The sequence below is a fragment of the Arthrobacter sp. zg-Y238 genome (assembly GCF_024385525.1).
Lineage (GTDB): Bacteria > Actinomycetota > Actinomycetes > Actinomycetales > Micrococcaceae > Arthrobacter_B > Arthrobacter_B jinronghuae.
The window spans coordinates 1-15,865 of the sequence record NZ_JANFLU010000010.1 but is presented as its reverse complement, the minus strand read 5'-3'; the positions used below and the strand labels follow the sequence as shown (position 1 = coordinate 15,865).

General features: G+C 66.9%; 14 protein-coding genes. All 14 read left to right on the top strand.

The genetic code is table 11. The features are described from left to right. Window positions 1-3 precede the first annotated feature (3 nt). The 14 genes from dop to NNX38_RS08945 all read left to right on the top strand — a co-directional run bounded on the left by dop (window position 4) and on the right by NNX38_RS08945 (window position 15,779). Entirely contained in the window at window positions 4-1,599 is a 1,596-nt protein-coding gene (dop, locus tag NNX38_RS09010; RefSeq protein ID WP_255798156.1) for a depupylase/deamidase Dop, read from the top strand. A 40-nt stretch (window positions 1,600-1,639) separates the two neighbouring features. Beyond that, window positions 1,640-1,840, top strand: coding sequence for a ubiquitin-like protein Pup (locus NNX38_RS09005; protein WP_227921592.1), 201 nt, complete (start codon window positions 1,640-1,642; stop codon window positions 1,838-1,840). Between the two features lie 3 nt (window positions 1,841-1,843). Next, window positions 1,844-2,668, top strand: coding sequence for a proteasome subunit beta (gene prcB, locus NNX38_RS09000; protein ID WP_255797687.1), 825 nt, complete (start codon window positions 1,844-1,846; stop codon window positions 2,666-2,668). Between the two features lie 2 nt (window positions 2,669-2,670). Further along, a complete protein-coding gene (gene prcA / locus NNX38_RS08995) occupies window positions 2,671-3,411 on the top strand; it encodes a proteasome subunit alpha (RefSeq protein ID WP_229951896.1) in 741 nt (246 codons plus the stop codon). Beyond that, complete coding sequence (pafA, locus tag NNX38_RS08990; protein ID WP_255797686.1) at window positions 3,411-4,772, top strand: Pup--protein ligase; 1,362 nt, start codon at window positions 3,411-3,413, stop codon at window positions 4,770-4,772. The genes prcA and pafA overlap by 1 nt, the downstream gene beginning before the upstream one ends. Window positions 4,773-4,941: 169 nt before the next feature. Further along, window positions 4,942-5,895, top strand: coding sequence for an FKBP-type peptidyl-prolyl cis-trans isomerase (locus tag NNX38_RS16925; protein ID WP_255797685.1), 954 nt, complete (start codon window positions 4,942-4,944; stop codon window positions 5,893-5,895). Window positions 5,896-5,931: 36 nt separating this feature from the next. Next, window positions 5,932-6,327: an FKBP-type peptidyl-prolyl cis-trans isomerase gene (locus NNX38_RS08980; protein WP_229951893.1), complete on the top strand. Its 396-nt coding sequence runs from the start codon at window positions 5,932-5,934 to the stop codon at window positions 6,325-6,327. Window positions 6,328-6,423: 96 nt separating this feature from the next. Next, complete coding sequence (locus tag NNX38_RS08975) at window positions 6,424-8,394, top strand: WYL domain-containing protein (RefSeq protein ID WP_255797684.1); 1,971 nt, start codon at window positions 6,424-6,426, stop codon at window positions 8,392-8,394. Between the two features lie 43 nt (window positions 8,395-8,437). After that, entirely contained in the window at window positions 8,438-8,773 is a 336-nt protein-coding gene (locus NNX38_RS08970; protein WP_255797683.1) for a hypothetical protein, read from the top strand. A 32-nt stretch (window positions 8,774-8,805) separates the two neighbouring features. After that, window positions 8,806-9,114, top strand: a complete 309-nt coding sequence (tatA, locus tag NNX38_RS08965; protein WP_229951890.1) for a Sec-independent protein translocase subunit TatA — start codon at window positions 8,806-8,808, stop codon at window positions 9,112-9,114. A gap of 5 nt (window positions 9,115-9,119) precedes the next feature. Further along, a complete protein-coding gene (gene tatC, locus NNX38_RS08960) occupies window positions 9,120-9,947 on the top strand; it encodes a twin-arginine translocase subunit TatC (RefSeq protein ID WP_255797682.1) in 828 nt (275 codons plus the stop codon). 69 nt (window positions 9,948-10,016) lie between these two features. Next, window positions 10,017-12,866: an RNA helicase gene (locus NNX38_RS08955; RefSeq protein WP_255797681.1), complete on the top strand. Its 2,850-nt coding sequence runs from the start codon at window positions 10,017-10,019 to the stop codon at window positions 12,864-12,866. A 42-nt stretch (window positions 12,867-12,908) separates the two neighbouring features. Continuing rightward, complete coding sequence (locus NNX38_RS08950) at window positions 12,909-14,555, top strand: amidohydrolase (protein WP_255797680.1); 1,647 nt, start codon at window positions 12,909-12,911, stop codon at window positions 14,553-14,555. 495 nt (window positions 14,556-15,050) lie between these two features. Beyond that, window positions 15,051-15,779: a polyprenol monophosphomannose synthase gene (locus NNX38_RS08945; RefSeq protein WP_255797679.1), complete on the top strand. Its 729-nt coding sequence runs from the start codon at window positions 15,051-15,053 to the stop codon at window positions 15,777-15,779. Window positions 15,780-15,865 lie beyond the last annotated feature (86 nt).

The window sequence follows — 15,865 nt, the reverse complement described above, 5'->3', positions numbered from 1 at the left end:
GTCATGGGGACGGAAACCGAGTACGGCGTGCTCGCTCCGTCCCTGCCGTCCGCGAACGCCACCGTCCTGTCCAGCCAGATAGTCAACGCGTACGCGGCCACGCTGCGGACCGGAGCGGGCAACCTGTCGGGCACCCGCTGGGACTACACCGACGAGGCGCCGCTGAACGATGCCCGCGGATTCGCGGTGCCCCGTGCCGCTGCGGATCCCACCCAGCTGACCGACGAACCGCCAGTGCTGGACGCCGAACAGATCGCCATGGAGGGCGGCGGACCCGCAGCACTTTACGGGGAACAGACGCAGGACAACCCGGTGCTGATGAACATGGTCCTGGGCAACGGTGCGCGGCTGTACGTGGACCACGCCCACCCGGAGTACTCCTCGCCCGAGGTCACCCGCCCCCGCGACGCCGTGCTGTGGGACAAGGCGGGGGACATGGTGGTGCTGTCCGCCATGCGGCATATCGCCAGGATGCCGGGATTCGCTCCGGTCAACCTGTACAAGAACAACACCGACAACAAGGGCGTCTCCTACGGGTCGCATGAAAACTACCTTGTTCCCCGCAGCGTTCCCTTCGGAGCCCTCGTCCGCGGGCTGGTGCCGTTCTTCGTTTCCCGCCAGGTCATCGCCGGTTCCGGCCGGGTGGGCATCGGCACCAACAACCAGCGCCAGGGATTCCAGCTGAGCCAGCGGGCGGACTTCTTCGAAACGGAAGTGGGACTGGAAACCACCATCCGCCGACCAATCATCAATACCCGGGACGAACCGCACGCGGTGGCCGAAAAATACCGGCGCCTGCACGTCATCATCGGGGACGCGAACCTCAGCGAGGTTTCCGCCCTGCTGAAGATCGGCACCACCTCGCTTGTCCTGTCCATGATCGAAGCCGGCAGCGCCCCCGACGTCGAGCTCCGGGACCCGGTGGGCGCACTGCAGGCCATCAGCCACGACCCGTCGCTGGAACAGCTGGTGGAACTGACGGACGGCAGGATGGTCAGCGGCCTGGACCTGCAGGAAATCTACTTCGAAGCAGCAGCGGCGCACTCCCGCGCCGGCGGCCCAACGGACGCAGACACCGAAGACATACTGGCCCGCTGGTCCGCGTTGCTGGGCACCCTGAAGCGCGACCCGCTGGAGGCCGCCGCTGCCGTGGACTGGGTGGCGAAGCTGAAGCTGCTGCAGGCCTACCGCGAGCGCGACGGGTTGGCCTGGTCAGACGCCCGGCTGCACCTGGTGGATCTGCAGTACTCGGATATGCGCCCGGAGAAGGGGCTGTATTACCGGCTGGCGGCCCGTGGGCAGATGGAACGGGTGCTTACCGACGAGGAGATTGCCCGCGCCGTTACCTCCCCGCCCGACGACACCCGTGCCTACTTCCGCGGGAACTGCCTTACCCGGTTCCCCAAGGAAGTGATCGGCGCCAGCTGGGATTCGATCATCTTCGAACTTCCCTCCCGCCGGCGGCTCCAGCGGATCCCTACCCGCGAGCCGCTGCGCGGCACCAGGGCCCTGACCGAGGAACTTTTCAACACATCAGCCGATGCGGAGGATTTTGTCGCCAGACTCCTGACCGGTTCCGACGCCGCCGTGGCACCATAGGACTAGGATTCATCCCCCGGGCAAGAAAGGGCTAGGCATCATGGCAACCCAGGACCGCAAAAACACCGGAACGCATCCCGTCGAAGAAGAAGAAACCGAGGCCGTCCCGCCCCCCGCAGCCGAAGCGGAAGCTTCCACCGAGACTGAAGGCGTGGACGACCTGCTGGATGAGATCGACGGCGTGCTGGAGAGCAACGCCGAAGAGTTCGTCCGCGGCTTCATCCAGAAGGGCGGTCAGTAACGGATGGCCCCCCGGGACCCCGCCGCCTCCATCCATCAAGCCCCGTCCTCTTCCTTCACCGACCATCTCGCCCTCCACCGCCCCGAGCTGCTGCCGTCCTCCCGATCCCTGGGACCGGCGTCGAACGGCTCGGCGGGGGAGCTGGCCCCGCAGGCCACCACCATCGTTTCCCTCACCTATGCAGGGGGAGTCCTGATGGCAGGGGACCGGCGGGCCACGATGGGCAACATGATCGCCAGCCGGCACATCAAGAAAGTCTTTCCGGCGGACAACTACTCCGTGCTGGGGATCGCCGGTACGGCAGGGCTCGCCCTGGACATGATCCGGCTGTTCCAGGTGGAACTGGAGCACTACGAGAAAATAGAAGGAACTCCCATGAGCCTGGACGGCAAGTCCAACCGGCTCGCGGCCATGGTGCGCTCCAACCTTCCGCTGGCGCTGCAGGGCCTGGCCGTCGTCCCGCTCTTTGCCGGGTTCGACACCCAGCGGCGGACCGGACGGCTCTTTTCCTATGACGTGACCGGAGGCCGGTATGAGGAATACGAGCACCACAGCGTCGGCTCCGGCTCGGTGTTCGCACGCGGCGCCCTGAAGAAACTCTGGCAGCCGAACCTGGACGAGGAGGATGCGGTCAGGGTGGCCGTGGAGTCCCTGTACGACGCGGCCGACGACGACTCGGCCACCGGCGGCCCGGACATGGTCCGGCGGCTGTGGCCGGTGGTTTATGTGGTCAACAGCGCCGGCAACCGGGAGATCCCCGAACGGGAACTGCAGGAACTCTCCCGTGAACTCATCTCCAGGCGCACCGCCGCCGGACTGGAGGCGTAGCCGTGACCCAGCAGTTCTACGTCTCGCCCGAACAGCTGATGAAGGACCGGGCAGACTTCGCCCGCAAAGGCATCGCCCGGGGACGGTCGGTGGTGGTCCTGACCTGCAGGGAAGGGATTGCCCTGGTGGCGGAGAACCCTTCACCGTCCCTCCATAAGCTCAGCGAAATCTATGACCGGATCGGTTTCGCCGCCGTCGGCAAGTACAACGAATTCGAGTCCCTGCGCCAGGCCGGCATCCGGTTCGCGGATGTGCGCGGCTACTCCTATTCCCGCGACGACGTCTCCGCGCGCGGGCTGGCCAGCGTCTACGCGCAGAGCCTCGGTTCCGTTTTCACCACCGAGGGAAAGCCGTTCGAAGTGGAGCTGGCCGTCGCAGAGGTAGGGGAGGACCCGTATACGGACCGTCTGTACCGCCTGAACTTCGACGGCTCCATCGCGGATGAAAGCAATTACACGGTGATGGGCGGGCAGGCGGAGATCGTCAACGAGGCCCTCAGCCGGACGTGGAACCAGGACGCGGATTTCGGTTCCGCCATCCGGACGGCGGTCCAGGCGCTTTCCGCCACGCGCACAGCCAATGGTTCGGGCGACGGGCAGGCACCAGAGCCCCTGGGCGCCGGCCTGCTGGAGGTCGCCGTCCTGGACCGGGACCCGCTTTCCACCCGCGGCACCGTCAGGGCGTTCCGCAGGATAAACACCGTTGAGCTGGACCGTTTGCTGTCCAGCGCGGAAGGAGACTGATGGACCGCAGGATCTATGGAGTGGAAACGGAATTCGGCATCGCCTATTCCGGCCCCGATTCGCGTCCCCTTTCCCCCGAGGAAGTGGCCCGCTACCTCTTCCGCAAGGTTGTCAGCTGGGGCCGCTCATCAAATGTCTTCCTGACCAACGGCTCACGCCTCTACCTCGACGTCGGCTCGCACCCGGAGTACGCCACCGCGGAATGTGACGATCTGGCACAGCTGGTGGCCCATGACCGGGCTGGCGAGCTGATCCTGGAAGACCTGGTGGAGGAAGCGGAGGACCGGCTGAAGGCGGAAGGCTTCAACGGCAGCGTCTATCTGTTCAAGAACAACACCGATTCCGCCGGCAACTCCTACGGCAGCCACGAAAACTACCTCATTCCGCGCCGCCTCGAATTCTCCCGGCTGGCGGACGTCCTCATTCCGTTCCTGGTCACCCGCCAGCTGCTGGTCGGTGCCGGAAAGGTGCTGAAGACCCAGTCCGGTTCCCTCTTCGCGTTTTCCCAGCGGGCAGACCACATCTGGGAGGGCGTCTCCTCTGCGACTACACGGTCCCGGCCCATCATCAACACCCGGGACGAGCCGCACGCCGACGCCGAGCATTACCGCCGGCTGCACGTGATCGCCGGGGATTCGAACATGTCCGAGACCACCATGCTCCTTAAGGCCGGGTCCGTTGACCTGATGCTGCGGATGATCGAGGCCGGCGTGCTGATGCGGGACCTCCGCCTGGAGAACCCGATCCGCAGCATCCGGGAAACCTCCCATGACCTCTCCGGCAGGCAGCCGCTGAAACTGGCCAACGGTTCCACCATGTCGCCGCTGGACCTGCAGCGCATCTACCTGCAGCGGGTCCAGGACTTCGTCGCTGCCAACGGCGAGCACAACCGGCATGTCGGACGGATCATCGATTTGTGGACACGCACGCTGGACGCCATCGATTCCGGCGACCACTCAGGGATCGACACGGAAATCGACTGGGCCATCAAGAAGAAACTGGTGGACCGGGTGGCTGAGCGGCACGGACTCGAGATGTCTTCCCCGCGCCTGGCCCAGATCGACCTGACCTATCACGATATCTCCCGGCGCCGCGGATTGTTCTACCTGCTGCAGTCCCGCGGGGAAACGGCCCGCGTGGTGGAGGACAGCGATATCAAGGAAGCCGTGGACCAGCCGCCCCAGACCACCCGTGCCAAGCTGCGCGGCGACTTCGTCCGGCGCGCCAAGACCGCCAACCGCGACTTTACGGTGGACTGGGTGCACCTCAAGCTCAATGACCGGGCCCAGCAGACGGTGCTGTGCAAGGATCCTTTCGCGTCCGTCGATGAACGGGTCGAGGCACTGCTTTCCACTCTCTGATTCCTCTTCGCCACGGTCCGCCGCAGCCGCCGCAGCGCCTCACCTAGGCTTCATCCAGCTGGACCGGCTACTCTGGGGCGTATTGCGGCCGCGCGGCGTCTGTCTGCCCGGCGTACCGGCAACTTCGGTAAGGCCGCCCTGCTCACTGTCCACCACTGAAAGAAGTACTGTGCGTAAAGTACTAGCAATCCTCCTGCCCTTCCTGCTGTTCCTCACCGCCTGCTCCGGCGACGACGAGGCCAAGAGCAGCGGGCCGTTGTCCTCCGTGAAGATCGAGCGGGGCGACGACGAAACCTCCGTCCCGAGCGTCGAGTTCGACGAGCCGCTGAGCGTCGAGGAGCCCACCCTGACCCGGATCAACGACGGGGACGGCGACGAAGTAGCCGATGGCCAGACGGCAATGATCCGCCTCGCGATCGTCAACCCGGAAGACGGTACGGTCGGCCAGGAAACCTACAGTGCCGAGAACGCCGAAGGCATCGCCGTGAACGAGAGCCTGAAGACCGGCAATTCACAGATGTATGACGCCCTGCTGGGTGCTCCCGTGGGCTCCGACTTCGCGTATTACATTCCGGCCAACGAGGAATCAGGAACCGAAGCGAACTTCCTCGTCTTCACGATCACTGATGCGATGGACACGGTCCCGACGTTGACCCCGGACGAAGCCGCTGCCCGGAACGCCGACGGCACCCTGCTGATGAGCAGCGAAGACGTCGATGCCCTTGAAGCCGAAGGAAAGCTCCCCGAGGTTACCTTCGCTGAAGACGGCACCCCGTCCATCACCATCCCGGAAGGCGCCGAGGAACCGGAGCGCCTGGTGGTAAAGGTCCTTGAAGAAGGCGACGGTCCGGTGCTCGAATCCACCGGGACCGTTGTAGCCGATTACCTGGGCGTCGGCCTGCGGGACGGCGAGACGTTCGACTCCAGCTACGAGCGCGGCGAGCCTGCCGAGTTCCCCCTGGGCAACGTAATTCCGGGCTGGACCTACGGCCTGGCCGAGCAGAAGGCCGGCTCCAAGGTCCTGCTCGTCCTGCCGTCCGAGCTTGCCTACGGCGATCCCGCCGGCGGCAGCAGCCCCTCGGGTCCGCTGGTCTTCGTCGTGGACATCAAGGAAGTCAAGTAGCCTTAACTCCTTACCCACCAGACATAAGGAGCACCAATGTCATTCGGAAAGCGTGAATACGACCGCGAGAAGCCGGAAATCGATTTCCCGGCCCACGATGCCCCCACGGATCTCGTCATTGAGGACCTGGTGGTAGGCGACGGCCGGGAAGTACAGGCCGGAGACACGGTTTCCACCCACTACGTGGGCGTGGCCTTCTCCACCGGCGAAGAGTTCGACGCGTCCTGGAACCGGGGCACGCCCCTGGACTTCCGTGTGGGCGTTGGCCAGGTCATCCAGGGCTGGGACCAGGGACTGCTGGGCATGAAGGTCGGCGGCCGCCGCCGGCTCGAAATCCCCTCCTCGATGGCCTACGGGGACCGGGGCGCCGGTTCCGCCGTGGCTCCGGGTGAGTCGCTGATCTTCGTAGTGGACCTGCTCGGCGTCCGCTGATCCGTCCCTCCTGCCAAGGGCGGGACCGCTGTCACCTGTGACGGCGGTTCCGCCCTTTCGCATGTCCCGGCCCGGAAGGAAGGTAGATTAGCTCCCGTGTCCGCCAAGAGAACCGAACGCCTGCTGAACCTGGTCATTGCGCTGCTGTCCACGCGCAGGGGCTTCACCAAGCACGAGCTGTTCGAAGAGATTGAACTGTATTCCGAAGCCTCCACGGCAGATGCCCGGGAAAAACTCTTCGACCGGGACAAGGCCTTCCTGCGCGAGCAGGGCATCCCGGTGGAGTCCTACAGCGAAGAGACCCTGTTCGAGGACAACACCACCCAGCGCTACCGCATCCGGCAGGACGCGTACCGGCTTCCGGGTGTCCGGTTCACGCCCGAGGAGTCCGCCGTCCTGACCCTGGCCGCCCGCATGTGGGACCAGGCCTCGCTGGGCTCTGCCGCCGCCCGCGCCCTGCGCAAGCTCCACGCCCGGGGAGTGCTTCCCGACGACGCCGCGACCATCCCCCTGCAGCCCAGCATCCGCACCAATGACGCGCATTTCGACGAGATCTGGCGTGCCGCCACCACCCGCACCCCGGTCACCTTCGGCTACCGGCCGGTCGGCAGCACGGAGCAGTCCGTCCGGCAGGTCCAGCCGTGGGGCATGGGCAGCCGCTTCGGCCACTGGTACCTCGTGGGCTACGACCTGGACCGCGGCGCGGAACGGATCTTCCGGCTCTCCCGCATGGAAGGGCCGGTACGGCTGCGGCCGGGCGCCTACACGGTGCCGGCGGACTTCGACATCGACACCTCGCTCGCCTCCCTGGACGACGTTTACGCACCGCGGCCGGCAGCAGTGGATGTGGACCCCGGCGCCGGGGCGGCCCTTCGGCTGCAGGCGGAATCCATCGAGCCCGGAGAGGCACGCCGGGACCGGCTGCACCTGCGGGTCCGCGACCTGGATGCGCTGGCCGCGGACACTGCCGCCCTCGGCGCGGCTGCCGTCGCCGTCGAACCGGCCGAATTCGCCGACGCCGTCCGTACCGCCCTCACGCGGGCCCTGGAAACCCAGCGCCGGCCGCTGCCAGAGTTCGAACTGGCCGTATCCGCCGCTCCGGCCCGCCGTCCGGCGTCGGGGGCGCAGGACCACCTCACCCGCCTGCTGGACCTGGTGCCCTACGTCCTGGCGAACCAGGGGGCGGACATGAACGAGACCGCCGCTGCCTTTGGCGTCAGCAAGGAACAGCTGGGCAAGGACCTGGCCCTGCTGTTCGTGAGCGGCCCCCGGCATTATCCCAACGGGCTGATGGACGTCAGTTTCGACGACGACCGGATCTACATCGAAAACGCCGAGAACCTCTCCGAGCCGGTCCGTTTCGGCATGGATGAGGCCGCGGCCCTGATCGTGGGGTTGGACACATTGTCGGCCCTGCCGGGTATCGGTTCCTCCGCAGCGGTTGCCAGCGCCCTGGAGAAGCTGACCGAGGCGGCGGGGGAGGCCGGCGGCGTCGGCACCGCCGTCGCGGCCCGCCTGGACGATGCGTCCGGCGGCGCCGTACTGGCCGAACTCCAGCAGGCGATCAGCGGTACGCGCCAGCTTGAACTTCGCTACCTGGTTCCGCGCCGCGACGAAGTCACTCTCCGCACCGTCGACCCGAGGCGGCTCTTCTCCGTGGACAACACCTGGTACCTGGAAGCATGGTGCCACCGGGCGGAAGCTCCGCGGAATTTCCGCGTTGACCGGATCCACGGCGTGCGGGACACCGGCCCGGCACTGACCCACGCCCCGGAGCCCGGAGCGGCGTTCCCCGCCAGCCTGTTCACTCCGGGCCCCCTGGATCACCGGGTCACGCTGGTCCTGGACCCCGCCGCCCTCTGGGTGGCCGAGGCCTACGACGCCGAACGGCAGGCCCCGCTGGCGGACGGACGGACGGCGGTGGAACTGCGCACGGCGGATACCGGCTGGATTCCGGCTTTCACCGCCCGGCTGGGCGGAGCTGCCGCGGTTGCAGCGCCGGACGAGCTGCGTTCCGCCACCCTGGCCTGGCTGCAGGAAGCTGCCGGAAATTATCCGCCTGCCTAGGTGCCGGTCGGGCCGGGCCGGCAGTCTCCACTATGCTTGGGATATGCCTTGGTGGTCCTGGATACTCATTTGGTTTGCCCTCGCGGCAGGCGCGGCGGCCTTCTACGCCCTGATCGGCTACCGGCTCTTCCAAAGGTTCCTCGGTATCCTCCGGGAATTCGAAGCCGCATCTGCGAAGCTGTCCCTACGCACTCCGGATACCGTCCCGTCTTCCGTCCTCCGGGAAGAGCCTGCCGGCATCTTCACGGAGCCGGACGAGGCACGCAAGGCCTACGACGCCGGCAAGGCGGCCCGCCGGGAAGCCCGGCGCCTGCGCCGGATCGAGCGGCGCACCGCCAAGGGACAGCCGCGTGCGTGGCGGGATTTCCCGGAACTCTGACATAGAATATTTCCCAACGAAAGGACACCGCCATGAGGCTTGAAGGCTGGCAAATCATCGTCATTGTTGTACTGGCCATTCTGCTCTTCGGCGCTCCGAAGCTTCCGGGGCTGGCAAGGAGCTTGGGGCAGTCCCTTCGCATCTTCAAATCCGAAGTCCGCCAGATGAAGGACGACGGTCCCTCTAACACGGCGTCCACCGATCCGGTGGAGGGCAAGGTAGTGCCGCCCGCACCGCAGCCGAAGGCGTCCGAACAGACATTCTTCCCCGGACAGACTCCGCCCACCGGAACCCCGGGCGGGTCCGCGGATTCTGCGGGTAACCCGCCAACCAGCCGCTAGCAGCCGTGGCGCTGAGCAAAGGGCGCAAATCCAACCCCGAAGGGCGGATGGCCCTCAAGGAGCATCTGCGCGAATTCCGCAACAGGCTCTTCAAATCCGCCATCGCCGTGGTCCTGGGGACCGTGGGCGGCTTCTTCGTCTACCTGCCCGTTTTTGAGGCGCTGACCCGGCCGCTCCTGGACGCCGGCAACAGCGGCGGCCGTTTCACCACCATCAACTTCGAAGGCGTGGCAACTCCGTTCGACCAGATGGTCCAGGTGTCGGTTTTCGTCGGACTCGTGGCCTCGAGCCCGGTGTGGCTCTATCAGGCCTGGGCGTTCATCACGCCCGGGCTCAAGCGCAAGGAACGCCGCGCGGCCCTGGGCTTCCTGGCCGCCGCCGTTCCGCTGTTCATCGGCGGTATTGTCCTGGCATGGCTGATCCTGCCCCAGGCGGTGCGGGTCCTTACCGATTTCACGCCCGCAGGCGGGTCCAACGTCATTACGGCTTCGGTCTACCTGGCCTTCGTGCTGCGGTTGCTCCTGGCCTTCGGCATCGCCTTCCTGATTCCGGTGTTCCTGGTGGGCCTGAACCTCGCCGGCCTGCTGAGCGGGCGGACCATCATCAAATACTGGCGGATCACGGTGTTCCTGATCTGCCTTTTCGCCGCTATGGCCGCCCCCGGCGCGGACGCCCTAAGCATGTTCTACCTCGCCGCGCCGCTGCTGCTGCTGTTCGCCGTAGCGGTGGGCATCTGCCTGCTCAATGACCGGCGCCGGGTCCGGAAGCAGGCGGAGCGGGAAGCAGCCGTGGAGGCCGAAGCGGACACCGCCACCCCCATTGACAAGCTGTAAGGCCCCGGGCGCGTTCGCCCACCGATGATATTGGCGTACCGCGGCGGGCGCAGCGCATAGGCTTGGTTCATGACTTCTCCTTCGGAGCGGTACCTTGCCGCAAAACAACGTTCCGAACATGCCAAGACCCAGCTGGGGGTCTTCGAGCAGTCGCTGGGCTTCGAACTGGATGCTTTCCAGTCGGAAGCCTGCCGGTCCCTCGAAGCCGGCCGCGGCGTCCTGGTCGCAGCTCCCACGGGGGCCGGCAAGACGGTGGTGGGGGAGTTCGCCGTCTATCTGGCCCTGCAGAAGGGCCTGAAGGCCTTCTACACCACCCCTATCAAGGCCCTGAGCAACCAGAAATACACTGAGCTGGCAGCGGCCTACGGCAGTGACCGGGTAGGCCTGCTGACCGGAGACACCAGCATCAACCCGGACGCCGACGTTGTGGTGATGACCACCGAAGTGCTGCGGAACATGCTGTACTCGAACTCGGACACCCTCATGGACCTGGGCTACGTGGTCATGGACGAGGTCCATTACCTGGCGGACCGGTTCCGCGGTGCGGTCTGGGAAGAGGTCATCATCCACCTGCCTTCCGACGTCCGGGTGGTTTCACTCAGCGCCACCGTGTCCAATGCCGAGGAATTCGGCGCCTGGCTGGACACCGTCCGCGGCGACACCGACGTGGTGGTTTCAGAGCACCGGCCCGTTCCGCTCTGGCAGCACGTGATGGTCGGCCGCGACATCTTCGACCTGTTCGAATCCGATGTTTCCTTCGACGAGGCAGCCGATGAACAGCCCGGTGCCAAGGAACGCTACCGGGTCAACCCCGAGCTGATGGAACTGGCCCGTGCCGAGTCCCGTGTCAGCCAGCGCGGCCACTGGGGCGGTCCGCGCGGTTCCTCCCGCGGCGGACGCCGTGACTCCTCCCGCGGCGGACGGCCGGGCGGCCACGGCGGGCCGCCGATCACGCGCATCCAGCGGGCATCGCGGCCGCAGGTCATCGCCCAACTGGACCGCAACGGCCTGCTGCCTGCCATTACCTTCATCTTTTCCCGCAACGGCTGCGAGGGTGCTGTGCGCCAGTGCGTCGACTCGGGGCTTTGGCTGACCAACGAAGACGAGCGCCGCGAGATTGCCCGGGTGGTGGACGAAGCCACCCAGGACATCCCCGAAGAAGACCTCGAGGTGCTGGGCTTCTGGACCTGGCGCGAGGGCCTGGTGCGCGGTTTCGCCGCCCACCACGCCGGCATGCTCCCCACCTTCAAGGAAGTGGTGGAACGCCTGTTCGCTGCCGGGCTGGTCCGCGCGGTTTTCGCCACCGAAACGCTGGCCCTGGGCATCAACATGCCGGCACGGTCAGTGGTGCTGGAAAAGCTGGACAAGTTCAACGGCGAAGCGCACGTGGACATCACCGCCGGAGAGTACACCCAGCTGACCGGCCGGGCAGGGCGCCGAGGGATCGACGTCGAGGGCCACGCCGTGGTCCTGTGGCAGCCGGGCACCGACCCGGCTGCCGTGGCGGGCCTGGCCTCGCGGCGCACGTACCCGCTGAACTCCAGTTTCCGGCCCACCTACAACATGAGCATCAACCTCATCGCGCAGTTCGGCCGGGAACGGGCCCGCGAGATCCTCGAATCCTCCTTTGCGCAGTTCCAGGCGGACCGGTCCGTGGTGGGCCTGGCGAAGCAGGTGCGTTCACGCGAAGAATCACTTGCCGGCTACGAAAAGGCGATGACCTGCCATCTGGGGGACTTCAACGAGTACGCGGCCCTGCGCCGGCAGCTCTCGGACCTGGAGAGCACCGCGTCAAAAACCAAGGCCCGGAACCGGCGGAGTTACGCCGCAGCCTCGCTGGAGAACCTGCGTCCCGGGGACATCGTGTTCCTTCCCGCCGGCCGGAACTCCGGCCACGCCGTCGTCCTGGACGTGGATGCCTCCGCCCGCGAGGTGCGGCCGGCCGTCCTGACCGAGGACAAGCAGATCCGGCGGATCAGCGCTGCCGACATCGATGACGCCCTTGAACCGGTCTCGCACATCCGCATCCCCAAGTCCTTCAACGCCCGCTCGCCCAAGGACCGGCGCGATCTGGCCTCGTCCCTGCGCAACGCGCTGCACGACCATCGGCCGCCCCGGCCGGCGTCGGCCCGCACCAGTGCCATGCACACGGCAGGCACGGAGCGGCAGGAAAAAGCGATCGCTGAGCTGCGCCGGAAAATGCGGGCGCATCCCTGCCACGGCTGCAGCGAACGGGAAGACCACGCCCGCTGGGCCGAGCGCTGGTGGAAGCTGCGCCGGGAAACCGACAACCTCGTCGGACAGATCCGGGGCCGTACCAACACCATTGCCAAGACCTTCGACCGGGTCTGCGAGGTGCTTACCCGGTACGGCTACGTGGCCCCGGACGAGTCCGGCTTCGACGCCGTGACCCCGGCCGGACAGAAGCTGCGGCGGATCTACGGCGAAAAGGACCTCCTCGTGGCCCTCTCCCTGGAGCAGGGGGCCTTCAATGACCTCGACGCCGCCGAACTGGCCTGCCTTGCCTCCGCCCTGGTCTACCAGGCCAAGCGGGAAGAGCGCGGGCTGCGGCCGAAGATGCCCAGCGTTTCGCTGGAGTCGGCGGTGGACATCGTCATCCGACAGTGGTCCGAGCTCACGGACCTCGAAGAGGCGTCCCGGCTGCCGCAGACCGGCGAACCGGAACTGGGCCTGGTCTGGCCCATGTACAAGTGGGTCAAGGGCAAGCACCTGCAGGTGGCCCTGAACGGCACTGAGCTGGCTGCAGGGGACTTTGTCCGCTGGGCCAAGCAGGTGATCGACATGCTGGACCAGCTGGCCAAGGTCCCGGACCTGCCGCCCGGCATGCGCCGCCGCTTCCTGGACGCCATTTCCCTGGTGCGGCGCGGCGTCGTCGCCTACTCCAACGTCGGCGACTAAACCGCCGCCCCCCTCCATCGCCCTACAGAAACAGGTGAGTCCTTGAACGGCAGTCCCATCCCGAGCGCCCGCACCCTGACGCTCTACCGCAACGGTTCCGTCTACAGCGCCGGCGATCCCTTTGCCACCGCAATGCTGGTCGACGGCGACACCATCGCCTGGGTGGGGTCGGAACAGGCCGCCACCTCCATCCAGGACAGCAAGATGGACGTGGTGGACCTGCACGGAGCGCTGGTGGCGCCCGGGTTCGTGGATTCCCACGTCCACACCACCGAGCTGGGCATGTCCCTGGTCACCCTGGACCTGAGCGGATGCGCCTCCCTTGACGAGCTGCTGGACAAGCTCCGGAACCATGCGGCCGGGACCACCGGCCTGATCCTCGGATCCAACTGGGACGAATCGCGCTGGCCGGAACGCCGGGCGCCCACCGCCGCCGAGCTCGACGCGGCCTCCGGCAACCGCGCCGTGTACCTCTCCCGCTCCGATGTGCACTGTGCGGCCGTCTCCGGCACGCTGGCGGCCGAACTCCGGCTGCAGGAGTACGACGGGTGGGACAACGGCTTCGTAGTCCGTGCCGCCCACGACGCCGCCCGCACCGTGGCCCGCAACGCCGATCCGGACCAGCGCGGCGTCTTCCAGCTGGCCGCGTTGAAGCATGCCGCCTCCCGCGGGGTGGTGGCCGTCGCTGAAATGGCCGCACCGCACATCGCACCGCCGGAGGACCTTCGCCGGTTGCTGGGCCTGGACGGGCCCCTCAGCGACGAGGCGCTGCCCCAGATCCTCCCGTACTGGGGGCAGCTGGTGGAGACCGAGGCGCAGGTAGCCGGACTGGTGGACTTCTTTGAGGGCCGGCTGCTGGGCCTGGCCGGCGACCTGAACATTGACGGGTCCTTCGGCGCCCGCACGGCTGCGCTGCGTGAGCCCTACGCTGACCGTCCCGACAGCACCGGCACCATGTACCTGACGCCGGAACAGGCAGGGCGGCACCTGGAGCTGATGACGAAGGCCGGACTGCAGGGCGGCTTCCACGTCATTGGCGACGCCGGGATGGACACCGCGCTGGCCGGGCTGCGCCTGGCTGCCGAGGCCGTCGGGGAACCGGCCGTCCGGGCAGCCCACCACCGGCTGGAGCACGCGGAACTGACCGACGACGCCGCCATTGCCGAGCTGCTGCGCTTCGGCGTCAGCGTCAGCCTGCAGCCCGGATTCGATGCGGCCTGGGGGCATCCCGGCGGACTGTATGAACAGCGCCTCGGGGACCGACGGCAGAACATGAACCGGATGGCCTCACTGCTCTCCGCAGGTGTGCCCGTCGCCCTCGGGTCCGACACACCCGTCCTCCCGCTGGACCCCTGGTCCGGCGTGCGGGCCGCCGTATCGCATTCCAACCCGAAGGAGCGGGTCTCTGCACGGGCAGCGTTCATTGGGCATACCCGGGCGGGCTGGCGGGCAGCCGGGGAGACCAACTTCATGAGGGGCCAGCTGGCCGCCGGAGCACCCGCATCCTTCGCGCTCTGGGAAGTGCAGGAACTGATGGTCCAGACACCGGATGCCAACGTATCCGCTTGGAGCACGGATCCGCGCGCCGGCACTCCGCTGCTACCCGCACTGGACAACGGGGACGAGCCGCGCTGCCTGCAGACGGTCCATAACGGCCGGGAGCTCTACCGCGCTCCGGATCTTGCCTGAACAGCGAAACTACCTGCCTGCTCCGGCTTTCTCCGCACCGCGTCTGACCTGCATTGATGTGTAAACGTCCTAGTCAGGAGCCTTATTGACAGGGGCTCGACAGCACGTAGGCTATGAGGACTGTAGTCGGGACCGGCTTTTTGAGGTATCCCGGTCACCGTCCGGAGCTCTTTTCCAGACGGTGGCCGGGTGATGCTCCGGCCGGCCCGCGCTGCCATGGCCCGTACTACGCGCACCGGGGCGGATGCTCCGCGGGTGCCGGTTACCGGGTCCAGCATCACACAACCGGGTGGATTCAACCGTCAGTAGAAAACAGGGCCGGCAGTTCGCCGGAACTGGCCCGAAGACGGCTGGATCCGCCCGGTTGCGCTGTCCGGGGCCGCGCGGTGCTGACCCGTGGGGCCGCGTACTCCCATATACTGGATAGTCTGCCGGGGGAGTAACCCCGTCCCTGCCGCGAACAACGCGGCGTGCGTCCGCTGAAAGGCTTACTGAGTGCGTGTCCTGACTATCATCCCCACTTACAACGAGATCGAGTCGCTCCCCATCACACTGAAGCGGCTGCGGGACGCAGTTCCAGATTCGGATGTATTGATTGCGGACGATAACAGCCCGGACGGCACCGGCGGCTATGCCGACGAAGCCGCTGCCAACGATCCCAAGGTGCATGTGCTGCACCGCAAGGGCAAGGAAGGCCTCGGCGCGGCCTATATTGCCGGCTTCCGGTGGGGCCTGGAACGCGGCTACGACATCCTGGTCGAAATGGACGCTGACGGGTCGCACCGCCCGGAGGAGCTGCCCCGCCTGCTTGAAGCCTCCAAGGCAGGCGCCGACCTCGTCATCGGTTCCCGCTGGGTCACCGGGGGATCGGTGGTCAACTGGCCGCTGCACCGAAAGCTGCTTTCCCGCGCCGGCAGCACCTACTCGCGGTTCATGCTGGGCATCCCCGTCCGGGACATCACCGCCGGCTACCGGGCCTTCCGCCGCGGCACGCTGGAGCAGCTGGACCTGGGCGCCGTCGAGTCCGTCGGCTACGGCTTCCAGGTGGATATGACCTTCCGCGTGGCACGCCTGGGCCTGAAGATCACCGAGGTGCCGATCACCTTCGTCGAACGCGAACTCGGTGACTCCAAGATGAGCGGAAATATTGTCGTTGAGGCAATGGCCAACGTGACCCGCTGGGGTCTGTCTGCCCGCTGGCAGAAGCTCACCGGACGCGGTTGAGTTAAACCCAAAGCGGGGGGGGGGGGGGGGGGGGGGGCCGCCCCCCGGGGTGGTGTTGAGGCCCGCAGGGTGCGGGGCCGGCCCCC